This window comes from Nocardia sp. NPDC003345, assembly GCF_053589395.1.
This window is the reverse complement of the sequence record NZ_JBSFRU010000022.1, coordinates 12450-36191: the sequence shown is the minus strand read 5'-3', so window position 1 is coordinate 36191 and position 23742 is coordinate 12450. Positions and strand designations below refer to the sequence as shown.

At 70.3% G+C, this 23742-nt stretch carries 18 protein-coding genes; 14 read left to right on the top strand and 4 right to left on the bottom strand.

All coding sequences use genetic code 11. The features are described 5' to 3' along the window. The 5 genes from ACWDU1_RS04960 to ACWDU1_RS04940 all read left to right on the top strand — a co-directional run. On the top strand, nucleotides 1–5277 hold a 5277-nt coding region (locus ACWDU1_RS04960), incomplete at its 5' end, for an amino acid adenylation domain-containing protein (protein ID WP_449995962.1). After that, the gene (locus ACWDU1_RS04955) at nucleotides 5271–6071 is read left to right on the top strand and encodes an FkbM family methyltransferase (protein WP_449995961.1); all 801 of its coding nucleotides are present in this window, start codon (nucleotides 5271–5273) and stop codon (nucleotides 6069–6071) included. The genes ACWDU1_RS04960 and ACWDU1_RS04955, both read left to right, overlap by 7 nt. A gap of 56 nt (nucleotides 6072–6127) precedes the next feature. Beyond that, nucleotides 6128–6343 (top strand): MbtH family protein, encoded by a 216-nt coding sequence (locus tag ACWDU1_RS04950; protein ID WP_449995960.1) that lies wholly within the window; start codon nucleotides 6128–6130, stop codon nucleotides 6341–6343. A gap of 41 nt (nucleotides 6344–6384) precedes the next feature. Beyond that, the gene (locus tag ACWDU1_RS04945; RefSeq protein ID WP_449995959.1) at nucleotides 6385–8148 is read left to right on the top strand and encodes a penicillin-binding transpeptidase domain-containing protein; all 1764 of its coding nucleotides are present in this window, start codon (nucleotides 6385–6387) and stop codon (nucleotides 8146–8148) included. Nucleotides 8149–8493: 345 nt separating this feature from the next. After that, nucleotides 8494–9168 (top strand): helix-turn-helix domain-containing protein, encoded by a 675-nt coding sequence (locus ACWDU1_RS04940; RefSeq protein WP_449995958.1) that lies wholly within the window; start codon nucleotides 8494–8496, stop codon nucleotides 9166–9168. Between the two features lie 51 nt (nucleotides 9169–9219). Here the strand turns inward: ACWDU1_RS04940 and ACWDU1_RS04935 are convergent, their stop codons facing one another. Beyond that, complete coding sequence (locus ACWDU1_RS04935) at nucleotides 9220–10581, bottom strand: ammonium transporter (RefSeq protein ID WP_449995957.1); 1362 nt, start codon at nucleotides 10579–10581, stop codon at nucleotides 9220–9222. Nucleotides 10582–10828: 247 nt separating this feature from the next. On the opposite strand from ACWDU1_RS04935, the gene ACWDU1_RS04930 reads away from it, so the two are divergent. From ACWDU1_RS04930 to ACWDU1_RS04905, 6 genes are read left to right on the top strand one after another with little or no spacing between them, the layout of a single operon-like run. Continuing rightward, nucleotides 10829–12019 carry an NAD(P)/FAD-dependent oxidoreductase gene (locus tag ACWDU1_RS04930; RefSeq protein ID WP_449995956.1) on the top strand — a complete coding sequence of 397 codons (1191 nt, stop codon included), beginning with the start codon at nucleotides 10829–10831 and terminating at the stop codon, nucleotides 12017–12019. Nucleotides 12020–12060: 41 nt separating this feature from the next. Then, nucleotides 12061–13419: a type III glutamate--ammonia ligase gene (gene glnT, locus ACWDU1_RS04925; RefSeq protein WP_449995955.1), complete on the top strand. Its 1359-nt coding sequence runs from the start codon at nucleotides 12061–12063 to the stop codon at nucleotides 13417–13419. Between the two features lie 28 nt (nucleotides 13420–13447). Beyond that, the gene (locus tag ACWDU1_RS04920) at nucleotides 13448–14347 is read left to right on the top strand and encodes a class II glutamine amidotransferase (protein WP_449995954.1); all 900 of its coding nucleotides are present in this window, start codon (nucleotides 13448–13450) and stop codon (nucleotides 14345–14347) included. Then, nucleotides 14332–15060, top strand: coding sequence for a GltB/FmdC/FwdC-like GXGXG domain-containing protein (locus ACWDU1_RS04915; protein ID WP_449995953.1), 729 nt, complete (start codon nucleotides 14332–14334; stop codon nucleotides 15058–15060). The genes ACWDU1_RS04920 and ACWDU1_RS04915 overlap by 16 nt, the downstream gene beginning before the upstream one ends. Nucleotides 15061–15079: 19 nt before the next feature. After that, the gene (locus tag ACWDU1_RS04910) at nucleotides 15080–16405 is read left to right on the top strand and encodes an FMN-binding glutamate synthase family protein (RefSeq protein ID WP_449995952.1); all 1326 of its coding nucleotides are present in this window, start codon (nucleotides 15080–15082) and stop codon (nucleotides 16403–16405) included. A gap of 11 nt (nucleotides 16406–16416) precedes the next feature. Continuing rightward, nucleotides 16417–17670 carry an allantoate amidohydrolase gene (locus ACWDU1_RS04905; RefSeq protein ID WP_449995963.1) on the top strand — a complete coding sequence of 418 codons (1254 nt, stop codon included), beginning with the start codon at nucleotides 16417–16419 and terminating at the stop codon, nucleotides 17668–17670. 22 nt (nucleotides 17671–17692) lie between these two features. On the opposite strand, the gene ACWDU1_RS04900 is transcribed toward ACWDU1_RS04905, so the two are convergent. Further along, entirely contained in the window at nucleotides 17693–18766 is a 1074-nt protein-coding gene (locus ACWDU1_RS04900; protein WP_449995951.1) for a class I SAM-dependent methyltransferase, read from the bottom strand. 354 nt (nucleotides 18767–19120) lie between these two features. On the opposite strand from ACWDU1_RS04900, the gene ACWDU1_RS04895 reads away from it, so the two are divergent. Both ACWDU1_RS04895 and ACWDU1_RS04890 read left to right on the top strand, forming a co-directional pair. Further along, a complete protein-coding gene (locus ACWDU1_RS04895; protein WP_449995950.1) occupies nucleotides 19121–19534 on the top strand; it encodes a DUF302 domain-containing protein in 414 nt (137 codons plus the stop codon). Nucleotides 19535–19572: 38 nt separating this feature from the next. After that, nucleotides 19573–20073, top strand: a complete 501-nt coding sequence (locus tag ACWDU1_RS04890) for a flavin reductase family protein (protein ID WP_449995949.1) — start codon at nucleotides 19573–19575, stop codon at nucleotides 20071–20073. Nucleotides 20074–20092: 19 nt separating this feature from the next. Here ACWDU1_RS04890 and ACWDU1_RS04885 read toward each other — a convergent pair whose 3' ends face one another. Then, entirely contained in the window at nucleotides 20093–20830 is a 738-nt protein-coding gene (locus tag ACWDU1_RS04885) for an SDR family oxidoreductase (protein ID WP_449995948.1), read from the bottom strand. Between the two features lie 338 nt (nucleotides 20831–21168). Here ACWDU1_RS04885 and ACWDU1_RS04880 point away from each other — a divergent pair, with 338 nt between their 5' ends. Beyond that, nucleotides 21169–22311, top strand: coding sequence for an alpha/beta hydrolase (locus ACWDU1_RS04880; protein ID WP_449995947.1), 1143 nt, complete (start codon nucleotides 21169–21171; stop codon nucleotides 22309–22311). 28 nt (nucleotides 22312–22339) lie between these two features. On the opposite strand, the gene ACWDU1_RS04875 is transcribed toward ACWDU1_RS04880, so the two are convergent. Continuing rightward, on the bottom strand, nucleotides 22340–23095 hold the full coding sequence (locus tag ACWDU1_RS04875) for an MHYT domain-containing protein (RefSeq protein WP_449995946.1): 756 nt from the start codon (nucleotides 23093–23095) through the stop codon (nucleotides 22340–22342). Between the last annotated feature and the right edge of the window lie 647 nt (nucleotides 23096–23742).

Here is a 23742-nt window from a genome sequence, read left to right as displayed (position 1 = left end):
GTGATCTACACCTCGGGATCGACAGGTGTCCCGAAGGGGGTCGCGCTCACCCACGAGGGGCTGGCGAATTTCGCGGCCGAGCAGCGGGACCGCTTCGGTGTCGACAGCGGATCGCGGATCGTGCACGCCTCGGCTCCCGGTTTCGATGTGGTCGTCCTCGAGGTGCTGCTGGCCCATCCCAACGGGGCGGTGCTGGTGCTGCCGCCGCCGGATGTGTTCGCGGGGCCGGAGTTGTCGGAACTGCTGCGCGCGCAGCGGATCACCCACGCCTTCCTCACCCCGAGCGTGCTGGCCACCCTCGACCCGGACGCGGCGCGGACACTGCGGGTGCTGGCGGCCGGTGGCGAGGCGGTACCGGCGGATATCGTGACCACCTGGGCGCCCGGTCGGCGCCTGCTCAACGGATACGGCCCCACCGAGACCACCATCCTGGCCTGTATGAGCGATGAGCTCGTACCCGGCAGGCCCGTGACGATCGGCGCGCCGATCCGCGGAGTCGAAGCGCTGGTACTGGATCGGTGGCTGCGTCCGGTACCGGGCGGGGTGGTCGGGGAGCTGTACCTGGCCGGCCGCCAGCTGGCCCGGGGGTACGTGAGCCGTCCCGGAGCCTCCGCGGCGGCCTTCGTCGCCGACCCGTTCGGCGCGCCGGGCGAGCGGATGTACCGCACCGGCGATCTGGTGCGCTGGACCCCGGACAACACCCTCGAGTATCTGGGCCGCAGCGATTTCCAGGTGAAGATCCGTGGCCAGCGGATCGAACTCGGCGAGATCGAGACCGTGCTGGCCGGGCTGCCCGGCGTGGACCGGGCGGTGGTCGTGCTGCGGCCCGACGACCGCGGCACCGACCGACTCGTCGGCTATCTCGCCGGATCGCCGGGCGAGGACCCCGACGGGATCCGGTCGCTGGTCCGCGACCGGTTGCCGGCCCATATGGTGCCCGACACCTTCGTCGTTCTCCCGGAACTGCCGCTCACCACCACGGGCAAACTCGATCGCCGGGCGTTGCCCGCACCGGATTTCGGTGCCGGGCGGGAGCGGGTGGCACCGCGCGGCGATACCGAACGCCGTATCGCGGAGGTGTTCGAGACCGTTCTGGGTACGGGCGAGGTGGGCGCCACCGAAAGCTTCTTCGATCTCGGCGGTAATTCGCTGTCCGCGACGAAGGCCGCCGCACAGCTGAGCACCGCGTTCGGGGTGCGGATCGGTGTCCGCGATCTGTTCGAGAACTCCACCGTCGCCGGACTCGCCACCGCCGTCGCCGGTTTCGGGCCCGACCGCCGGGCGCCGCTGACACCGCGTCCGCGCCCGGATCTCGTACCGCTGTCGCCGGCGCAGCAGCGGATGTGGTTCCTCAACCAGTTCGACACCAGCGTCGGCGCCTACAACATCCCGCTGGTGATCAGGCTGCGGGGCGAACTGGATCTCGGCGCGCTGCGGCAGGCGTGCCGGCTCGTCATCGACCGGCACGAATCGCTGCGCACCCGATTCCCCATGACCGACGGGACCCCGCACCAGGTCACCGTCGCGGCGGAACTCGTCGCGCCGCGGCTCGATCCGGTGCAGGTCGACGCCGACCGGCTGCTCGAGCACGCGTACGCCGCGGTGACGACGGGTTTCGATGTGACGCAGGCGCCGCCGTTGCGGATCGAGCTGTTCGCGCTCGGCGCGCGCGAACACGTCCTGATGATCACCGTGCACCATATCTGCGCGGACGGGCAGTCGATGCTGCCGCTGGCCCGCGATGTGGCGGCGGCCTATCTGGCGAGCCGTGCGGGCAGCGTCCCGGACTGGCCGCCGCTGCCGGTGCAATACGCGGACTACGCACTGTGGCAGCACGAGGTACTGGGCGCACCCGACGATCCCGATTCGGTGCTGGCCCGTCAGCTCCGCTTCTGGAAAGAGACCCTCGGCGGTGCGCCGGAGCTACTCGAACTGCCGACCGACCGGCCCCGGCCGCCGGTGGCGTCGCTGCGCGGGCAGGCGGTGGAATTCGAGATCTCCGCCGAGTTGCGGGCCCGGATCGGCGCCGTGGCGCGGGCCGCCGACGCGACCGTGTTCATGGTGCTGCATGCCGCGCTGTCGGTGCTGCTGGCGCGGCTGGCCGCGGCCACCGATATCTCCGTCGGAACACCGGTGGCCGGGCGCGGGGCGCGCGAACTCGACGATCTGATCGGCATGTTCGTCAATACGCTGGTGCTGCGTACGCAGGTCGAGCCGCGGCAGTCGTTCGCCGGTCTGCTCACCGCCACCCGGGACACGGATCTGGCGGCGCTGGGGCACGCCGATGTGCCGTTCGAACAGGTCGTGGAGGCACTGAATCCGCCGCGGTCGACCGCGCATCTGCCGCTCTACCAGGTCACCCTGGATGTGCAGAGTCTGGGCGGGGCGGGGCTGCGGCTGCCCGATCTCACCGTCGAACCGGTGGACAGCGGCTACGAGCAGGCGCAGGCCGATCTGAACGTCAAACTCGTCGAACGGTTCGGCGAGCGGGGCGAGCCGGACGGGATGGCGGGCAAACTCACCTATGCCGCGGATCTGTTCGACGAGCCGACGATGGCCCGGTTCGCCGACACCCTCGTCCGGATCCTGGACCGGGTGACGGCCGATCCCGAGATCGCCGTGGGCGATATCGAACTCCTGGACGCGCCCCAGCGGCGGGCGGTGCTCGCGGCGGCCGGGACCGCCGGTGCGGAGGTCGCGGAGACGACACTGGCGCGACTGTTCGCCGCCCGCGTCGCGCACAGCCCCGACGCGATCGCGGTGACCGACGCGGTATCCGGCCTGACCTACGCGGAACTGGACCGGCGGGCGGAGACGATCGCGGCCCGGCTGGTCGCGCTCGGCGCGGGACCGGAGACCTTGGTGGCGGTAGCGCTGCCGCGGTCGGTGGATCTGGTCGCCGGACTGCTGGCGGTCGTGCGGACCGGGGCCGGATATCTGCCGCTGGATGTGTCCTATCCACCGGAACGGCTGCGCTTCGTGCTGGACGACGCCCGGCCGGTGGCGATCCTCGCCGCGGCGGAAACGGCCCCGGCGGTGCCCGAGTGCGCGGCTCCGGTCCTGCTGGTGGCCGACTGCGCCGGGCAACCGGACCCGGCGGTGCCGGCGTGGTCGCCGGCCCGGCCGGACAATGTGGCCTATGTGATCTACACGTCCGGGTCCACCGGTCGCCCCAAAGCGGTCACCGTCGCCCACCGCCAGGCGGTCACGCTGTTCACCAACGCGGCCCGGCACTTCGACTGCGGGCCGGACGACGTCTGGACGATGTTCCATTCCTACGCTTTCGATTTCGCGGTGTGGGAGATGTGGGGCGCCCTGCTGACCGGCGGCCGGGTGGTGGTCGTCGACCGCGATGTGGCCCGGACCCCGCAGGCCCTGGTGGAACTGGTCGAACGGGAGGGCGTAACAGTCCTGAGCCAGACCCCCTCGGCCTTCTACGGTTTCGCGGCCGCGGAACGGGAACGCCGGGCCGCGGATCCGGCCCGGCGTGCGCTGCCCCTGCGCTACGTCGTATTCGGTGGTGAGGCACTGGATGCGACCCGGCTGGCGGGCTGGTTCGGCACGTACGGGCCCACCGGGCCGCGGCTGGTGAACATGTACGGCATCACCGAGACCACCGTGCATGTCACCGCCGCCGAGATCACCGGGACGGCGGTGGCCGGGATCGGGACCCCGCTGCCCGGTATGCGGGTGTATCTGCTGGACGACCGCCTGCGGCCGGTGCCCATCGGGATGCCGGGCGAGATCTACGTGGCCGGTGACCAGCTCTCACGCGGCTACCGGGGCGCCGCCGGGCTCACGGCGGGCCGGTTCGTGGCAGATCCGTTCGGCCCGGCGGGCACCCGGCTCTACCGGTCCGGGGATATCGGCCGGTGGCGCGACGGCGCGTCCGGACCCGAACTCGTGTACGCCGGGCGCGCCGACGCCCAGATCCAGTTGCGTGGCTACCGCGTCGAATTGGGCGAGGTCGAATCGGCCCTGCTCCGTCATCCCGGGGTGGCCCGGGCGGCCGCGGCGGTGCACCGCCACGAACGGGACGTGGAACAGCTGATCGGTTATGTGGTCGCCGGCGACGGGCACCGCCCGGATCCGGCGGCGATCCGGCGGACCGCCGCCGAGGTGCTCACCGGTTATATGGTGCCCGCGGTGGTGATGGTGCTGCCCGACCTGCCGCTCACCGTCAACGGCAAACTGGACCGGTCGGCCCTGCCCGCCCCGGATTTCGGTACCGCCGGACAGGAGTTCGTGGCACCGTCCACCGCGACCGAGAAGGCCATCACCGATGTGTATGCCCAGGTGCTGGGCGTCGACCGGGTCGGAGTCACCGACGGATTCTTCGATCTGGGCGGTAATTCGCTGCTGGCCACCATGGTGGTCACCGGACTGCGGGACCACGGTGTGACGCTCGCGCTGCCCTGGATGTTCGACGACGCCACCCCGCGGGCGCTGGCGCTGCGGGCCGACGAGGCGGCCGGCGGCGGGTCGGGGCTGCAGGTACTGCTGCCGCTGCGGGCGGCCGGAGACCGGGCCCCCCTCTTCTGCGTACATCCCGCGGGTGGGCTGGCGTGGTTCTACGGCGGCCTGGTCGAACATCTGCACCCGGACCGGCCGGTCTACGGTCTGCAGGATCCGCATGTGGTCGCCGCGGAACCGCTCGCGGAATCGGTCGCCGAACTGGCACACCGGTATGCGGCCGAGATCCGCCGGGTGCGACCCGACGGGCCATACCATCTGCTCGGCTGGTCACTGGGCGGGCAGATCGCCCACGCCGTGGCGGTCCGGCTGCAGGAGCAGGGCGCGCGGGTCGAGCTCCTGGCCCTCCTGGACAGCGGAATCGGCGCCGCGGCGGCGGATACCGCGGCGCAGCGGCCCGCCGGTGCGGTCGTCGCCGACCTGCTCGGCGGGTGGCGCGAACTGTTCGACCTGGGTGCCGAGGTCCGGGCCGATACGGCCGAACAGGCCTGGGCCGTGGTCCGGGAACAGGTGATCGGGACCGGGATGTTCACCGCCGAGCAGGTCGACCGGGTGATGGCGAGTTTCGAGACCGCCGCCGGGATCTCCGGCCGGCACCGGCCGGAAACCTTCGACGGCGACCTGCTCTTCTTCACCGCCGGCCGGGACCGGCCCGACCCCGACGCGCTCGCCCGGGACTGGCGTGACGTCGTCACCGGAACGGTGCACAACATGGTCGTCGACGCCCGCCACCTCGAGATGAGCGGTCCGGCGGCGCTGGCCGTCGTCGGATCGACCATAGAAAGGATCGCGAATCAATGCTGAACACCGAGACCACGCACAACACCCCGCAGACCCTGCGCCTCGAAGATGGACGGACCGTACGGTGCCCGAGCCCGGCGGAGGCCCGGTTCCTGTGGGGTGAGGTGACCGCGGCGACCGGCTTCTACCGCCGGGCCGCCGCCCGGCTGCGGTCCGGGGACCTGGTGCTGGATGTGGGTGCCAATATCGGGTTGAGCGCCATGCTGTTCGCCGAGACCTGCCCGGGAGTCCGGGTGCTCGCCGCCGAACCCGTTCCGGTGACCTACGAATGCCTGGAACACAATATGAGTGAGCACGTGCCCGAGGGCACGGCCCTGCGGACCGCGCTCGGCGCCGAACCGGGCGTGCTGCCGCTCACCTGGTATCCGCAGGCACCGGCCAATTCGGGGTTCTACGCCGACCGCGAGCAGGACGACGACGCCACCCGGACCTTCCTGCGCAACAGCGGACTCGACGACGCGGCGATCGAACTCATCACCGATGGCCTGCACCGCGGCGAGCGGATCGAGGTCCCGGTGACCACGGTATCGGCGCTGCTGGCCACATACGGCGAGGGGGCCGAGGTCGGCCTGCTCAAAGTCGATGTCGAACGCGCCGAATTGGATGTGCTGCGCGGTATCGCCGACGCGGACTGGCCGCGGATCCGCACGGTCGTCGCCGAGGTCCACGATACGGACGGGCGGCTCGACCGGGTACGGGAACTGCTGGCGCGGCACGGGATGACCGCCGACACCCGGCAGGACCCGAGCCTGCGGGGGACCGATCTGCACGAGATCTACGCCGTCCGGTCCGGATGACCGGTCACGGCATACCGCCCAGGACAACCGACGAGCACGGAAGCGGGTAGACCGATATGAGCACGAACCCTTTCGACGACGAGGACGGCCGGTTCCTCGTACTCGTGAACGACGAGCGGCAGCATTCGCTGTGGCCCGCGTTCGCGGAGGTACCGACCGGGTGGCAGGTGGTGTTCGGGGAGAGCACCCGGACCGCCTGCCTCGAATACGTCGAACGGAACTGGACCGATATGCGGCCCGGCAGCCTGCGCGACGCGACGGCCGGACGATAGCCGCACGGGCGGCGGCCGAGCGGGCGATACAGTCGGAGACGATGCGCATCGATCGGAAAATCATGGTCCTGTCGACGGCCCTGCTGACCGCGCTCGGTCCCGCCCTGGCCGGATGCTCGTCCGGACCGCCGGAACCCGATACCGTCGCCGGGAGTTTCGCCGCGGCGCTGACCGCCGACGATATCCGCGCGGCGGCCGATCTCACCGACGACCCGGCCCGTGCCGCCGAAAGCCTCACCGGTCTCTACGACGGACTGGGCAAGGAGGCGACCTTCGAGGTGAGCGGTGTCGCCGACGACACCTTCACCCTGGACGCCACCTGGAAGCCGGTCGCCGGGAACGCGGCGGAATGGAAGTACCGGACCACCGGTAGCGCCACGGAGACCGACGCCGGGTGGCGGGTCCGATGGAATCCGGCGACGGTCGCACCCGGGCTCGAGACCGGTGCGCTGTCGGCGGCGCCGGTCTATCCCGAACCCGCCCGCGTACTCGACGCGGCGGGCGGCGATCTGATGACCCAGCAGGTGGTCACGCTGGTGCAACTCGCGCCGGATGCCGATACGGCCGCCGTCGCGGGCCTGCTGGCCCCGCTGGCCCCGGGCATCACCGCCGCGTCCCTCGATTCCGATCTGACCGCTGCCCAGGGGAAACCGGTCACTGCGATCAGCCTGCGCGAGGCCGATATCGCGCCGATCCGCGAACCCCTGGCCGCGACGCGCGGTGCCACCCTGGCGCCGCAGACGCGGCTGCTCACCACGGACAAGACGCTGGCCTCGCCGACCCTGTCGGGGCTGGGTGAGCTCTGGCAGCAGCAGGCCGACGCGGCGGCGGGCTGGACCGTGCGGGCCGGCACCGGCGACGGGGTACAGCGGATCGCCGGAGCGGACCCGCGACCGACCACCGATATCCGCACCACCTTCGATATCGGTCTGCAACGGGCCGCGGACAGCGCCCTCGATCCGCTCGCTTCGCCGGCGGCGATAGTCGCGCTGCGTCCGTCGACCGGGGAGATCCTCGCCGCGGCGCAGAACGGTGCGGCCGACGCGCAGGGCCCGATCGCGCTCACCGGCCTGTACCCGCCCGGATCGACCTTCAAGACGGTCACCACCGCCGCGGTTCTCGACGCCGGTCTCGCGACACCCGATACGGTGCTCCCGTGCCCGGGGGTAGCCGATATCGAGGGCCGCCGCATCCCCAACGACGACAGCTTCGATCTCGGGCAGGTACCGCTGCACACCGCCTTCGCGCGCTCCTGCAACACCACCATGGCCGGGCTCGCGGTGCGATTACCGCCGGACGCGTTGACGACCACCGCCGAACGCCTCGGACTCGGTGTGGACTACGTGACGCCCGGGCTGACCACTGTGACCGGCAGCGTGCCCGCCGCGGAGAACCCCGCCCAGCGGGTGGAATCCAGTATCGGTCAGGGACAGGTGACCGCGTCCCCGTTCGGGATGGCGCTGGTCGCCGCGTCGGTCGCGCACGGGTCACCACCCACGCCGGTCGTGGTGGCGGGATCGCCGGGCACACCCGATCGCACGCCCGCGCCGCTGCCGGCCACGGTCACCGACCAGGTGAAGACGATGATGCGGGAAACCGTCACCGCCGGCACCGCCACCCAGCTGGCCGATATTCCGGGTCTGCTCGGGAAGACCGGGACCGCCGAATACGGTGACAACACCTCGGCGCACGGCTGGTTCATCGGAATCCAGGATGATCTCGCCTTCGCCGTATTCGTCGCGGACGCCGGAAGCTCCGCGCCCGCGGTGGCGGCGGCGGGCCGGATGCTGCGCGCACCACGCTGATCCGCTGCCGCGTCAACCCGGATCGGCGGCGGAGTGTCCGGGCCCGGTGCCGCGGAACTCCGCGACGGGCATTCGCGGCAGGTCTTTCCGGGCGCCGCTGGTCACGCGGGAGGTCGGGGGGTGGGCGTGTCCGCTGCGTTCATTGTTTTCTGCCGCCGAGATGGATTGCTAGAAGAATCAGTGTTTCCTTCAATGAAACTGGTGTGATATTTCCTATCCGTAACGCGGACGTCGAGAGTCGAAATCATCGCTGTGCTGTGCGGGTTGGGCGGCGTAATGGATCGGCAGCATGACTGTGACGCGTCCCGCTGTCCACTAGCAGTAAACCTCGACTAAAGTTGGTCGATGACCGATAGCACGCCGCGAACCCAGCAGATCCACCGCGATACCGGTGATCCGGCGCCGGTGCAGCGGGAGGTGATCGGCGCCCCGCCCACCGGCGGTGATCTGGAAGCGGCGATCGCGCGGCAGGTCCGGGCCCTGCGCCGGTCCAGCGGGCTGTCGGTCGCCGATATGGCCGCCAGGGTCGGCATTTCCAAGGCGATGCTGTCGAAGATCGAGAACGCGCAGACCTCGTGCAGTCTTTCGACCCTGGCCCGGCTCGCCGCCGGCCTCGATGTGCCGGTGACCTCGTTGTTCCGTGATGCCGACACCGTCCGGGAGGCCGTCTATGTCGCGGCGGGGCAGGGGGCGGTGATCGTGGGCCGCGGCACCCGGATCGGGCACCACTACGAGCTGCTCGGTTCGCTGCGCGGTCAGCACAAGCGGCTGGAACCGGTGCTGGTGACGCTCACCAGTGACAGTGAGGTGTTCCCGCGTTTCCAGCACGCGGGTACGGAGTTGATCTACATGCTCGAGGGGGTGATGGTCTACGGCCACGGCACCGCGGAGTACACGCTGCGGCCGGGGGATTCGCTGCTGCTCGACGGGGAGGGGATCCACGGCCCCAACGATCTGGTGCGGCTGCCGATTCGCTTCCTCGCGGTGACCGCCTATCCGGACAATCACGAGGAGAAGTGAACGGGCCGGTCCCCGGGGAAGGAGGGGGACCGGCCCGTGGTGGGAGGGGTGTCAGTCGTTCACGTGCGCACGGGCCGCCGCGTCGGCGGTGAGCGATTCGGCCGCGGCCACCGCCTCGGCGGGCCGGACCGGCTTCCCGGCCTCGGCCGCGGCGAGTTCCAGGACGTAGGCCATCTCGCCGTGGACCGAGACGTCCAGGCCCTCGAGCTCGCTTTCGGCCGGGACCCGCAGGCCCAGCGTCATATCGATGACCTTCGCGATGACGACGGTGACCACGAAGGTGAACGCGAGGACGGCGAGCACCGCCACGACCTGGCGCCAGAGCACATCGACCCCGCCGCCGTAGAACAGCCCGGCGACGCCGTTGGGCGCCGCGGGATCGGCGAGCAGGCCGATGAGAACGGTGCCGAGAATGCCGCCGACGAGGTGGATGCCGACCACGTCGAGGGAATCGTCCACGCCGAACCGGAATTTCAGCGATACCGCCAGGCAGCACACCGCGCCGGCCGCCGCGCCGATGATCAGCGCGCCGATCGGGGAGACGGCGCCGCAGGCGGGGGTGATTCCGACGAGCGCGGCGATGAGTCCGGAGCCGGCGCCCAGCGAGGTGGCGTGCCCGGCGCGCAGTTTCTCCACGATCAGCCAGCCGCAGATACCGGCCGACGCGGCGGCGACGGTGTTCAGGACGACCACCGAGGCGCTGTTGCCCGCCGCGAGAGCGGAGCCGCCGTTGAACCCGAACCAGCCGAACAGCAGCATGCCGGAACCGAGCATCGTCAGCGGAAGGTTGTGCGGCCGCGGCGGATTCGGGAACAGGCCGCGCTTACCGAGGATCAGCACCAGCGCCAGCGCCGCGACGCCGGCGTTGATGTGGACGGCGGTACCACCGGCGAAGTCGATCGCGCCCAGCGTATTCGCGATCCAGCCGCCGACCACCGATCCGTCCTCGGAGTCGAACGCGAAGACCCAGTGCGCCACCGGGAAGTACACGAGCGTCGCCCAGATTCCGGCGAACAGCATCCAGGCGCCGAATTTCATCCGGTCGGCCACCGCGCCGGAGATGAGGGCCACGGTGATCACGGCGAACAGCAACTGGAATCCCGAGACCAGAGCCGGCGGCAGGCCGGGTTCGGCGGGCGCGGTGAGCATATCGGAGGAGCCGAAGTATTCGAACGGGTCGCCGAGCAGGCCGATGCCGCCGAGTGAGTTGCCCAGGACGGCCGAGTATCCGAAGAGGATCCACAGCACTCCGACCACGGCGAAAGCGCCGAAGGTCATCATGGCCATATTGAGTGTGTTCTTGATGCCGACCATGCCGCCGTAGAACATGGCGAGGCCGGGCACCATCAGGCTGACGGCGGCGAATGCCGCGAGTATCCACGCGGTATCGGCCGCGGCGATGGCTTCTGTCATGTTTCCCTCATCTTCGTTGCGTCCGGTGCCGATCGTCTCGCGATAGTGGACCGGTTCGTCTATCAGTAGACGTCCCGTTACGTTGCGGAAATCGATCCGCGGGTGACTTTCGTGTTAACTCCCGCCCCGTTGCGCACCAGTTTTCACGTGACGCGGTACTGACCCGGACGTAACTCGGCCGTCATCTAGCGGAAGTTTCATGGGAAAGGACAGAAGATAGCCACAGGAAACCCTAGCGAGGATGCCGGTGCGGGAAACCCATAACTATGTGATCGTCGGCGGCGGGCTCGAGGGGCTGGCCATCGCGTGGTCGCTGGCCGACCGTGGGGAAACCGACGTCATGGTGCTGGAACGGGACACCCTGTGCTCGGGAATGACCGGTAAGTCCAGCGGGGTGGTGCGCTGCCACTACGGCGTGCCCTCACTGGCGGCCATGGCCTGGTACGGGGTGGACGTCTTCACCCGGGCCGCCGAACTGTTCGGCGACGATATGGGTTACCAGCGGTGCGGCTATGTGGTGGGCGTGGGCGCGGACAATATCGCCCCGCTGCGCGCCAATGTCGCCATGATGCAGGGGCTCGGCATCGACGTCCGGTTCATCGACCACGCGGAGATGGCCCAGTTGTGGCCCGGGCTGTACATCGAGGATTTCGCGGCCTTCGCCTACGAACCGCTCGGTGGTCGCGGTGAGGCCTACCTCGCGGGTATGGCGTTCGGCGCCGCCGCCCGCCGGCTCGGCGTCTGTATCCGGCAGACCACACCGGTCTGGGAGCTGATCACCGGACCGGACGGCGCGGTGGTGGGAGTACGGCTCGGCGACGGGACCGAGATCCACGCCGGGACAGTGGTTCTGGCCGCGGGGCCGTGGACGCCCGGTCTCGCGGCGAGCGCCGGGGTGGAGGTGGATGTGCGCGCCCAGCGGGCGCAACTGATCCTGGTGGATCAGGGCGCGCCGCTGCCGCGGGTCCCGGTGCTCTCCGACCTGGCCGGGCTGTCGTATCTGTGCCGGGAACCCAACGGCGAGCTGCTGGTGGGTAATTCCGATCATCGGGCCCCGGAGTACATCGACCCCGACCGCTACGTGAACCGCGCGGACGAGGCCACCGTAGACACCGTGATCGGCAAACTCGGTCACCGGCTGCCGGAGATGCCCGATCCGCGGATCACCGGGTCCTACGTCGGCGCCTACGACGTGACCCCCGACTACAACCCGATCATCGGGCCCGCGCCGGTGGACGGGCTGTTCCTGGCCACGGGTTTCTCCGGGCACGGCTACAAGATCTCGCCCGCCGTGGGGCGGCTGGCCGCCGATCTGCTCACCGCCGGAAAAACCGACCTCCCCGGCGTCGACGCCGCCGACTTCCGCTACTCCCGTTTCGCCGAGGGCGCGCCCCTGGTGAGCCCGCATCCGTACGCGGGCGCGGGGGAGATGCGCTGAGCCTCGACCACCTTCCCACCGATCGACCACCTGGAGTTCCCATGGCACTCGACACCGCACCCGCGCCGGTCTCCGGCGCCCCCGCCGCCGCCGCGCCCGCGACACTCGGCGCTCTGGCCCGGGCCGGGGGTATCGATTACATCCTCGCGTTGTTCACGACGCTGTCGGGAAAACCGTGCGCCAAATTGGTGCCGGTCGAAGCGGTGGACCAGCTCGAGGCCGACGGCGCGGGATTCGCCGGGTACGCCGCCGGCACGATGGGGCAGCGGCCCGCCGACCCCGATCTGGTCGCGGTCCCGGATCCGGCCTCGTTCACCCCGATCCCGTTCGTCCGCCCGGGATTGGCGCTGGTGCACTGCGATCCGCATGTCGAGGGCAAGCCCTGGCCGTTCGCGCCGCGGGTCGTCCTGGCCGAGGCGCTGCGACGGGCCGCGGCGCGCGGGCTGACCGTGAAGGTCGGCGCGGAGATCGAATACTTCCTGGTGAATCGGGACGCCGACGGCACCCTGCACACCGCGGACCGCTCCGACACCAGCCGGCAGCCGTGTTACGACGCCCGCGACGTGACCCGGATGTACGACCACCTCACCGAGATCTCGGCCGCGATGAACACCCTGGGCTGGGGCAACTACGCCAGCGATCACGAGGACGCCAACGGCCAGTTCGAACAGAACTTCGCCTACGCCGAGGCCATGACGACCGCCGACCGGGTGATCACCGCGCGATATCTGCTCTCGGTGATCGCCGAGAAACGCGGTATGCGGGCCACCTTCATGCCCAAACCCTTCGCCGACCGCACCGGCTCCGGGATGCATCTGCACCTGTCGCTGTGGGACACGGAGAAGTCGCTGTTTCCCGACGGTGCCGATACCCGCGGCCTGGGACTGTCGCCGCTCGCCTATTCCTTCATCGGCGGGCTGCTCGAGCACGCCTGCGCCCTGCAGGCGGTGCTGGCCCCGACGGTGAACTCCTACAAACGGCTGGGCGCGGTCTCCACCAGTAGCGGCGCCACCTGGTCGCCCCGGTACGCCACCTACGGCGGAAACGACCGCACCCACTATCTCCGGGTCCCCGACGGGAACCGGGTGGAACTGCGCGGCGGCGACGGTTCGGCCAACCCGTATCTGGCCGTCGCCGCCGGGGTGGCGGCCGGGCTGGACGGGATCGCCCGCGAACTCGACCCCGGCGCCCCCGGTGCCGGGCCCGGCGGCGACATGCTGCCGATGACCCTGTTGCACGCGATGGACGCGCTCGACGCCGATCCGGTGGTGTCCGGGGCGCTCGACGGTGCGGGTGCGGGTGTCGGCGAATACTTCTCCCGGCTCAAACGGGAGGAATTCTTCGCCTGGCACAACACCGTATCCGCCTGGGAAATCGACGAATACCTGACCGCTTTCTGATATTCGCGACAGTACGAGGGAGTTATCGATGTGCGGAATAGTCGGCCTGCACCTGCGTGATCCGGCGCTCTATCCCCGGCTGGGCGAACTGCTCACCGGCATGCTCGACCAGATGTGCGAGCGCGGCCCGGATTCGGCCGGTATGGCCATCTACGGTGATCCGGCGTGGTCGCCGCCGGGCGCGGTGACCGTCAGCCTGCTCGACGTGCCGGTATCCGCCGGGGAACTGGCCGCGGAGATCGGTATCGATATCGGCGCGCTGGTCACCGGTATCGACCTGGAACCGACCACCCTGCTCTACGCCGATACCGATACCCGGACCCTGGTCGAGGCGGCCCGCCGGGCGGCGCCGGCGGCCCGGGTCATCGGGTCCGGTCACGACCTCGCGGTGCTCAAGGGTGTCGGTGATCCGAGTGCGCTCGCCCGCCGGTTCGGGCTGCCGTCGGCGGCGGGCTGGCAGGGCGTGGCCCACACCCGGATGGCCACCGAATCGGCGGTCACGGCGGCGGGTTCGCATCCGTTCTCGGTCGGGCCCGATCAGTGCCTGGTGCACAACGGGTCGTTCTCGAACCATATGAGCGTCGCGCACGAACTCGAACGGGCGGGGGTCGTATTCGACAGTGCGAACGACACCGAGGTGGGCGCCCGCTTCATCGCACGGCAACTGGCCGAGGGCGCCGATCTGGACAAGGCGCTGCGCCTGCTCGCCGAACGTTTCGACGGCTTCTACACCCTGCTGGTCGCGACGCGCGAATCCTTCGCGGTGGTGCGCGATCCGATCGCCTGCAAACCCGCGGTGGTCGCCGAAACCGAGCGGTGGGTGGCCATGGCCTCGGAATTCCGGGCGCTGGCCGCGCTGCCCGGCGTGGACCGGGCCCGCCTCTTCGAACCCGAACCGGAGGAGATCTACGTATGGCACCGACAGTGAGCGCCGCGGCGCCCGTCACCCGCGCCCACCCCGAGGCGCCGGTATGCCTGGACCTGGGAATTCGCACGGTCCGGGAGGTCAACGCCGTATTGCACGCCGCCGGCGCCCCGCGCCGGGTGACCCTCACGGCGCCGCGGGGCGCGCATGCCGTGGCCTGCGGGCTCGACGACGATATCGAGGTCACCGTGCAGGGCCATGTCGGCTACTACTGCGCGGGAATGAATCAGCGGGCCGATATCACGGTGCACGGCAACGCGGGAGTGGGCCTGGCGGAGAACATGATGTCGGGGACCGTCCGGGTCACCGGCGATGCCTCCCAGTCGGCCGGCGCCACCGCCCATGGCGGGCTCCTGGTGATCGAGGGGAACGCGGCCGCGCGCTGCGGTATCTCGATGAAGGGCGTGGATATCGTGGTCGGCGGCGATATCGGGCATATGAGCGCCTTCATGGGGCAGGCCGGACGCCTGGTCGTCTGCGGCGACGCCGGTGCGGCGCTGGGTGATTCGCTGTACGAGGCGCGGATCTACGTTCGCGGCACGGTCGCCTCGCTCGGCGCGGACTGTGTCGAGAAGCCGATGCGGGCCGAACATCTGGCCGAATTGCGCGATCTGCTCGCGGCAGCCGGATTCGACGCCGACCCGGGCGATTTCACCCGCTACGGCTCGGCGCGCACCCTCTACAACTTCCACGTCGACAATCTCGGCGCCTACTGAGCCGAACCAGGAGACCGCTATGACCACTCCCGCGCCGCCGAACCCGGCTCTGCGTGAATCCGCCACCTTCCCGCGTTCGGTGATCGCCGAGATCCAGCGCGCGGCCGAGACGGGTATCTACGATATCCGGGGCTGGGGCGCCAAACGCCCGCTACCGCATTTCGACGATCTGCTGTTCCTGGGTGCCTCCATGTCCCGCTATCCGCTCGAGGGGTACCGGGAGCGGTGCGATACCGATGTCGTACTCGGTGACCGCTACGCCGAGAAGCCCTTGCATCTCGATATCCCGGTCACCATCGCCGGGATGAGTTTCGGGGCGCTGTCGGGTCCGGCGAAGGAGGCGCTCGGGCGGGGCGCGAGCGCGGTGGGCACCTCCACGACCACCGGTGACGGCGGTATGACCGCCGAAGAACGCGGTCAATCGGAAAAGCTGGTCTACCAGTATCTTCCATCGCGGTACGGGATGAATCCCGACGATCTGCGCAAGGCCGACGCCATCGAGATCGTGCTCGGGCAGGGTGCCAAACCCGGCGGCGGCGGGATGTTGCTGGGACAGAAGATCACCGAGCGGGTGGCCCGGATGCGCACCCTGCCGCAGGGGGTGGATCAGCGCTCGGCCTGCCGGCACCCGGACTGGACCGGGCCCGACGATCTCGCGATCAAGATCATCGAGCTGCGTGAGATCACCGGCTGGCGCACACCGGTCTATGTGAAGGTCGGGGCGACCCGGACCTACTACGACGTGAAACTCGCGGTGCAGGCCGGCGCCGATGTCGTGGTGGTCGACGGTATGCAGGGCGGTACCGCCGCGACCCAGGACGTGTTCATCGAACACGTCGGTATCCCGACGCTCGCGGCCCTGCCGCAGGCGGTACGGGCGCTGCAGGAACTCGAGATGCACCGGAAGGTGCAGCTCATCGTGTCGGGTGGGATCCGCAGCGGCGCCGACGTCGCCAAGGCGATGGCCCTGGGCGCGGACGCGGTGGCGATCGGGACCGCTGCACTCATCGCACTCGGGGACAACAGCCCGCGCTACGCCGAGCAGTACGCCGCCCTCGGCTCGGCCGCCGGCTGCTACGACGATTTCCAGGCGGGCCGCGACCCGGCCGGTATCACCACCCAGGACCCCGAACTCGCCCGCAACCTCGATCCGGTGGCCGCCGGGCAGCGGCTGGCGAACTATCTGCGGGTGCTCACCATGGAGGCGCAGACACTGGCCCGCGCCTGCGGCAAATCGCATCTGCGCAATCTCGAACCGGAGGATCTGGTGGCGCTGACCGTCGAGGCCGCCGCGATGGCGGGGGTGCCGCTGGCCGGTACGACCTGGATTCCGGGGCGGATATGACGGGTTCGACGGTGCGGGCCTTCGATACGCTCTGGCAGGAGATCGCCGATATCGGGCGGTCCCCGGATACCGGGGGGTACCGGCGCTATGCCTGGAACGACGCCGATCTCACCCTGCGCGAATGGTTCACCGGCTGCGCGGCGGCCCGCGGGATGACGGTGGAGGCGGATCGCAACGGCAATCTGTGGGCGTGGTGGCTGCCGCCGGGATGGACCGGTGACCCCGTCGACGCCTTCGTCACCGGCTCGCATCTGGATTCGGTGCCCGACGGCGGCGCGTTCGACGGGCCGCTGGGTATCGTGAGCGCCTTCGCCGCCGTAGACGAGCTCCGTGCGCGCGGGATCGTGCCCCGGCGGCCGGTGGCGGTGGTCGCGTTCAGCGACGAGGAGGGCGCCCGGTTCGGGGTGGCCTGTGTGGGGTCGCAACTGAGCACCGGGGCACTGGCCCCGGACCGGGCGCTGGGCCTGCGTGATGCCGACGGGCTCACCCTCGCCGAAGCACTGACCCGGGCCGGGCGTGACCCGCGCAGTCTGGGCCCGGATCCGGCGTTGGCGCGCCGGGTGGGGGTGTTCGTGGAACTGCACGTCGAACAGGGCCGCGCCCTGGACGTTCTGGGCCATCCGGTGGCGGTGGCCTCCTCCATCTGGCCGCACGGGCGGTGGGTTTTCGCGTTCACCGGTGAGGCCAATCACGCGGGAGCGACCCGGTTGCCCGACCGGCGCGATCCGATGCTCACCTATGCCGGCACCGTTCTCACGGCCCGCCGCGCCGCCGAACTCCACGCGGCGGTGGCGACATTCGGCAAGGTGCGGGTACTGCCCAACGGCGCCAACGCCATCGCCTCGGAGGTTCTGGCCTGGCTCGACGCCCGGGCCGCCGACGAGGACACACTGCGCCGCCTGGTCGCCGATATCGGCGACCAGGCGGGCCGGGACGCCGCGGCATCCGGGATCGGCCTGCGGATCGAGGCCGAATCCGTCACCCCTGTCGTCGAATTCCCCGCTCCCACCCGCGCCCGCATAGTGCGGGCGCTGGCCCACCTCGGCGAGGTTCCGGTCCTGCCGACCGCCGCCGGGCACGATGCCGGGATCCTCTCGGAGGTGGTGCCCACGGCGATGCTGTTCGTGCGCAATCCCACCGGGGTCTCGCATTCGCCCGCGGAGTTCGCGCGGGATACGGACTGTCACGCCGGAGTGCGGGCGCTGGCCGAGGTCATGGCCGACTGGGTGGGTCCCGACGGCGCGGCGGCCGCGGCACCGGGGTGAGACGGACGCGCGCCGGCCGGTGTCAGGTGAGGCGGTAGAAGCGCCAGAAGCCGAAATCCTGGATGGGCAGGACGTCGACGGTGCTGAAACCCGCGTCGAGAGCGTACCGGCGTAGCGTGGCGGGCCGCATCACGGTGCCGGTGCCCACACTCGGCGGGCTCGACATCCCGTCGGGCAGGCAGACGAACAGGCTGAAGCCGTACATCAGCCGTTCGAGGTCGCCGCCGTCCGGGGCGAATTCGTCGGCGACCGCCTCGTCCATCACCACCAGGGATCCGCCCGGCGCCAACGCCCGCCGGACCGCCGCCAGCACCTCCACCGGGCGCGGCATATCGTGCACACATTCGAAGGCGAACGCGATATCGGCGTCGCCGGTGGGCAGCCGCGCGGCGTCGGATACCCGGAACTCGGCCCGCTGGCCGAGACCGGCCGCGGCGGCATTGTGCCGCGCCGCCTCGACCGAGGGCGCGTCGATATCGACCCCGAGTACCCGGGCCTCCGGATAGGCGCGAGCCAGCGCGAGCGCCGACCACCCGGCACCGCAGCCGATATCCAGGATGCGGGTACCGGGGCCGCGCAGGACGGTGTCCACTTCGGGCACGGTCGCCAGGGCGGCGGCGAGCCGGTGCTCGTACCAGGGACGGTTACCGTCGGCCTGGCCGTAGCGGGCATCGTCGCCGAGTTCGTCCCAGGTGACCCCGCCGCCGGTGCGATAGGCCTCGAGCAGTTTCGGGAGCGCGGGCCCGGCCGCGCCGAACAGCCGGGCGATCGGCGCCAGATATTCGAGACTGTGGGGGTCGGTCAGCACTTCGGCCGTGGCGGGGGAGATGGCGAACATCCGCTCCTCGGCCGGACCGTCGCGGTGCACCGCCAGCAATCCGGTGACCGCCTGCTGTTCCAGCCATTCCCGGGCGTAGCGGGGGTGGGTGGCGGTGCGTCCGGCGAGTTGTCCGGCGGTCGCGGGCCCGTCGGCGGCCAGGCTGTGGTACCAGCCGAGCCGGTCGCCGAGGTAGATCGCGAACATATCGACGGCACCGAGTACGGCGTGGAAGATGCGATCGGCGACCGCGGGGGCGGTAGCGCTGTCGGCGTCCATGGGGTCGGTCACCTTCCGTGGTCGGGTTCGTGGCCCGCACTCCGGTCCGGCTTCCGTGCCGAAAGCGACGGTGGGCCGGGAGGTGCGCTCGTCACGGGTGGGCAAGCATCGGTCGACGCCGCGATACTACAGCCGTAAACCAGCTGAAATAGCATATTGCTACCGGACGGGACGGCTGGTGACGGGGCGGCGGCCATGCTGTCTCCGGGCTCGGGCGACTATACCCCCGGGGGTATAGTGCGAGGCTGTACCGCCCGGCCGCCTGCCGAACGCAACCCGTGTCCGGGCACAAGGAGAGGAGTTCCCCGGCCCGGCCGGGGAACCGTCGCATCGGAAGCCGAAGGAGGCCTACCCATGACCCTCGCACTGACCACCGCACTGCGTACCTCGTTCGAGGACGCGGTCGCACGCACCCGCACCGTGCTCGCCGATCAGGGCTTCGGTGTCCTGACCGAAATCGATATGCGCGCCACGCTGCACCAGAAGATCGGTGTCGAGATGGAGGACTATCTCATTCTCGGCGCATGCAATCCGCCGCTGGCGCATCGGGCGGTCGGCGTGGACCGGCGCATCGGACTGTTGCTGCCCTGCAACGTCGTGGTCCGGAAGGACCCCGCCGACCCCGCGACCGTCCTCGTCGAGGCGATGAACCCCGATGTCATGGTCGAGGTCACCGGGGAACCGGAGCTGCGGCCCGTCGCGGCCGAGGCGGCCGCCAAACTCCGGGCGGCGCTGGCGACCCTGGCCGCCGATCCGGCCGGTACCTGAACCCGGCCCGCCCGGTCACGGCCTGATATACACGGGTCATGCCGGAGAATTCCGACCGCCGCGCGTTCGACGCCCTGGTGGCCGCCGCCGACGCCCCGGTCTACGTGGTCACCCTGCACGACGGGACGGAGCGGGCCGGATGTCTCGTGGGGTTCGCCTCGCAGGCCGGGATGGATCCGCCGCGATTCCTGATCTGCCTGTCCGAGACCAACCGCACCTACCGGGTGGCGGCGGGTGCCGAGTACGCCGCCGTGCACGTCCTCGGCGCCGGTGACCGTGATCTGGCGGAGTTGTTCGGCGCGCGGACCGGCGACGAGATCGACAAATTCGCGCGCTGCGATTGGCACCCCGGCCCACACGGGGTGCCGGTGCTACGCGATGCCGCCGGCTGGTTCTGCGGGCGCATTCTCTCCCGCCACGATTTCGGCGACCACCTGGGCCTGCTGCTGGCACCCGAGGACGCCCACGCGCCGGAGCCCACGCCGTCGGCCCTGCGATTGCACCAGGTGATCGACCTCGAGCCGGGCCATCCGGCCTGAACGAAGGGCGTGCCGTCGGTCAGGACGATCGGAGCCAATCCCGGTAGTGCGTCGGCGCCGTCCGGGCATCCGGACCCGCGATCAGGACATCGCCCTGCACCGCACCGAACATCCCCGCGGTCTCGTCGGTGACCACGATGCGGTCGTCACGCTGTGCGGCCAGCGTGATCCGGCCCAGATCGTCCAGCGGGAACACATCCGGTCCGGCCACTTCGCGGATGCCCTGTAGCGGCGTCCCGGTGGCCACGCCGACCACCGCGTCGACCACATCGGCGGCGGCCATCGGCTGGAGCCGGGTCGTGGGCAGCCGGACCGTGTTCCCCTCGGTGGTCCAGCCCAGCACCGAATCCATGAATTCGAAGAACTGGGTGGCCCGGACGATCGAATAGGGCGTCGGCCCCTTCGCGACCAGTTCCTCCTGCAGCGTCTTGGCCCGGTAGTAGTCCAGCTGCGGGACCCGGTCGACGCCGACGATGGACAGCACGACCTGATGCCCGACGCCCGCGCGCTCGCTCGCCGCCAGCAGATTGCCGACCGATACCCGGAAGAAATCCAGCGACCCCTCGTCGAACGTCGGCGAATTCGCCAGGTTGACCACGACGTCGGCCCCGGCCACCGCCTCGTCGATCCCGGCTCCGGTGATCAGGTCCACGCCCGTGGAGGGTGCCGCCGCAACGGCGTCGTGACCGGCGGCGGTCAGTTTCCCGACGACCTGCGAGCCGATTCGTCCGGTACCGCCGATGACTGTCAGCTTCATGATTCTCACCTTTCGCGGCCCGCCGCGGGCGGGCCGGTTTCGCAGTGGTCGATGTGCTGAGGCCCGAGCGTGCCGACCGGCGGCCCGGTGCCGCCGCGGTTACCGCAGCGGCACCCGGGGAGCGCCGCTACCGGCGTACAGCTTTCCACCGGCCGCCCCGGTGTGGAACGGGGTGCGCGGGAGTTGATGAATTCGAGACCTGAGGGCTCTCGAGCCGGGGTGCGGAGTTCGGATCGCCGGCGGCCGGGTGCCGCGGGCGCCGATCGGTGGCCCGGCTGTCAGACTGGCCCCGCGCCCTCGTGGGGCGTCGCGGAGAACCGAGGAGAGGACGAACGAGGATGCGGGTAGTACGCGCGGTCACGGTTGCGGCGCTGCTGGGTGCGGCGGCGAGTTCCGGACCCGTCGCCGGTCCCGCGAACGCCGACACCGGGGTGGGCCGGGTCGCCTCGATCGAGACAGCGCCGCCGGCTGCCGTCCTGCCGGGGTCGGCGGCCACCGACCGGATGCTCTACACGACGACCACGGTGAACGACCGGCCGACGGTCGCCGGCGCGGCGGTCTACTTCCCACCCGGCACGCCCCCGCCCGGCGGCTGGCCGGTTATCGCGTGGGCGCACGGCACCGTCGGAATAGGCGACTCCTGCGCCTACAGCCTCGCCGGACCCAGTGCGGTCGAACGCGATCACGCCTATCTGCGTACCTGGCTGGACCAGGGTTACGCCATCGTCGCCGCCGATTACGCGGGCCTGGGCACACCGGGCGACCATCCCTATCTCAACGGGATCGTGGAGGCGCACAATATCGTCGACGCGGTGCGGGCCGCCGCCGGGCACTATCCGGCGCTGTCGAATCGCTGGGCGGTGGTCGGGCAATCACAGGGCGGCGCCGCCGCGGTGGCCACGGCCCGCCACGCCACCGACTTCGGTGGCGGCGAACTCGACTACCGAGGTGCGGTCGGTACCGGCGTCCCCGCCTATCTCGAGGATGTCTTCGGGTTGCTCGGTCCGGGTGTACCGCCGGTGGAGCTGGGACCGCACGGGACCGCCTACGTGCTCTATTTCCTCAACGGTCTGCGCACCACCCACCCGGATCTCGGTATCGAGAGCTTCCTCACCGACTCCGGCCGCCAATGGCTCGACCGGGCGCGCACCGAATGCCTGACCCCGTTCGGAGCGGAACTGGCCGCCCGGAATGTGGTCATCGGTGACCTCTTCACCCGGCCGCTGTCCGATATCCCCGATCTGCGTGCCCTGATCGGTGCGTATTTCGCACTGGCCGAATCCGGGTACGACCGTCCGCTGTTCCTCGGACAGGGTCTGCGCGATACCGATGTGGTGACGCCGGAAAACCTGCGGTTCGCCGCGGTCCTGGCCGCGAACGGGGAGCCCGTCACGCTGAGGGTCTATCCCACCGATCACAGCGGAGCAGTGAACGCCTCACTGCCGGATTCGGTCCCGTTCGTGCGGGGTCTGTTCGGCTGAGCTCGTGTGACCGGACGCGGTGCGGGATTCACTCCGAGCGGACGGTCTTCGGCGTCCCGTGCGGGTTCGTCAGCGCCATGGTCACACCGATCAGCAATACCAGCGTCAGAATGCTCAGGCCGCCCAGTAGCGGGCCCAGCACCTGGAACGCCTCGGCGCCCTGCGGATCGGCCGCCCCGCTGACCGGATGCGCGTGCATGGCGGACATCCCGGTGTAGTGCATGGTCGCGATGGCCGCCGCCATCACCAGTGCCGCGGCCACCGTGGACACCACCCCCCAGGACCGTACGCTGAACCACAGCGTGGCCGTCGCCGCGACCACCGCGATCGCCAGTGAAAGCGCCACCCGCACAGCGTCGTACTCGATATGCGCGTCGGTCTTCATGGCGTACATCCCGGTGTAGTGCATCGCGCCGATACCCAATCCGGTGATGACGCCGCCGGTCCCCAGGGTGAGTACGCCCGCCCGCGGGGCACTGGCCAAGTAGAGGCCGATACCCGTGACCACGATCGCGATCACCGCGCTGAGTACGGTGAACGGCACATCGAACCGGATCTGCGCGCCGTCGATGGAGAATCCCAGCATCGCGATGAAATGCATGACCCAGATTCCGGTTCCGCCGATCGCGAAGGCGGCCAGGACCAGCCAGCCGAACCGCCGCCGCCCGAGCCGCGCCTGTTTGGTGCACTGCAGTCCGATGGTGCAGCCCGTTGCCGACAGGAAGAACGCGAGAGCCGGTGTGAGCCAGCCGAACGCGAAGTGTTCGAGGTGCAGCATGTCCATCCAGGTCCTACCGGGCGATCCGGGTATTCGGTGTTTCGCGGGCCTCGACCGTACGACAACAGCGCCGGTGCCGTGTGCTGATCATTTGCTTGAAAGGCAGTGGTATCAATCACATTCGGGCCCGGCGTCATAGTGAATCCGCAATAGTGCGTTTCCCGGCCGGCGGGTTCCGCCCGGCTCGAACCGTGCGGATCGCGGGGCCCGCGTGACGAAAAGGACGCCGGACGCGCGTGGTTCATCGAGGGCGTGTCCGGGCCGGCGGCGCCGCACGTCGCGGGAGCCGTCTCGTTCCGGTGTTCCGGCGCATTCGGCAAGGAGGCCGGGCCGGCCGGATAACCCGTACATAACTGAGCCGCCCCCGGCCGCGGCCACGGTCGCGAGGTTCGGCCCACGCCGGTCATGACCTGGCGCAATGGCGACGGAAGGCCTCAGTGGGACACCTCACGTCCCGCGGTTGCCCCGCGACCGCTGTATCGCTGCCGGGTCCGCCCATCCGCTACGATCATGCTGCCTCTCGGTCCAGCAACCGGCCGCTGAGTGAATGGGCGCGGCTCGGCGCCGTTTCCTGTGTGATCGGAGGCCAAGGTGTCGTTGCCAGCCGCGGAGGTCCGCGCTGTTCGCGATCGGAGGCCCGGGCCCGTCCCGGG

What these genes read in the sequence shown, in the direction of transcription:
- ACWDU1_RS04890 (WP_449995949.1), top strand. Translation starts at nt 19,573, where the DNA reads ATGCCGGAGAATTCCGACCGCCGCGCGTTCGACGCCCTGGTGGCCGCC.
- ACWDU1_RS04875 (WP_449995946.1), bottom strand. Translation starts at nt 23,095, where the DNA reads ATGGACATGCTGCACCTCGAACACTTCGCGTTCGGCTGGCTCACACCG.
- ACWDU1_RS04940 (WP_449995958.1), top strand. Translation starts at nt 8,494, where the DNA reads ATGACCGATAGCACGCCGCGAACCCAGCAGATCCACCGCGATACCGGT.
- ACWDU1_RS04950 (WP_449995960.1), top strand. Translation starts at nt 6,128, where the DNA reads ATGAGCACGAACCCTTTCGACGACGAGGACGGCCGGTTCCTCGTACTC.
- ACWDU1_RS04955 (WP_449995961.1), top strand. Translation starts at nt 5,271, where the DNA reads ATGCTGAACACCGAGACCACGCACAACACCCCGCAGACCCTGCGCCTC.
- ACWDU1_RS04880 (WP_449995947.1), top strand. Translation starts at nt 21,169, where the DNA reads ATGCGGGTAGTACGCGCGGTCACGGTTGCGGCGCTGCTGGGTGCGGCG.
- glnT (WP_449995955.1), top strand. Translation starts at nt 12,061, where the DNA reads ATGGCACTCGACACCGCACCCGCGCCGGTCTCCGGCGCCCCCGCCGCC.
- ACWDU1_RS04915 (WP_449995953.1), top strand. Translation starts at nt 14,332, where the DNA reads ATGGCACCGACAGTGAGCGCCGCGGCGCCCGTCACCCGCGCCCACCCC.
- ACWDU1_RS04895 (WP_449995950.1), top strand. Translation starts at nt 19,121, where the DNA reads ATGACCCTCGCACTGACCACCGCACTGCGTACCTCGTTCGAGGACGCG.
- ACWDU1_RS04935 (WP_449995957.1), bottom strand. Translation starts at nt 10,581, where the DNA reads ATGACAGAAGCCATCGCCGCGGCCGATACCGCGTGGATACTCGCGGCA.
- ACWDU1_RS04900 (WP_449995951.1), bottom strand. Translation starts at nt 18,766, where the DNA reads ATGGACGCCGACAGCGCTACCGCCCCCGCGGTCGCCGATCGCATCTTC.
- ACWDU1_RS04945 (WP_449995959.1), top strand. Translation starts at nt 6,385, where the DNA reads ATGCGCATCGATCGGAAAATCATGGTCCTGTCGACGGCCCTGCTGACC.
- ACWDU1_RS04920 (WP_449995954.1), top strand. Translation starts at nt 13,448, where the DNA reads ATGTGCGGAATAGTCGGCCTGCACCTGCGTGATCCGGCGCTCTATCCC.
- ACWDU1_RS04910 (WP_449995952.1), top strand. Translation starts at nt 15,080, where the DNA reads ATGACCACTCCCGCGCCGCCGAACCCGGCTCTGCGTGAATCCGCCACC.
- ACWDU1_RS04885 (WP_449995948.1), bottom strand. Translation starts at nt 20,830, where the DNA reads ATGAAGCTGACAGTCATCGGCGGTACCGGACGAATCGGCTCGCAGGTC.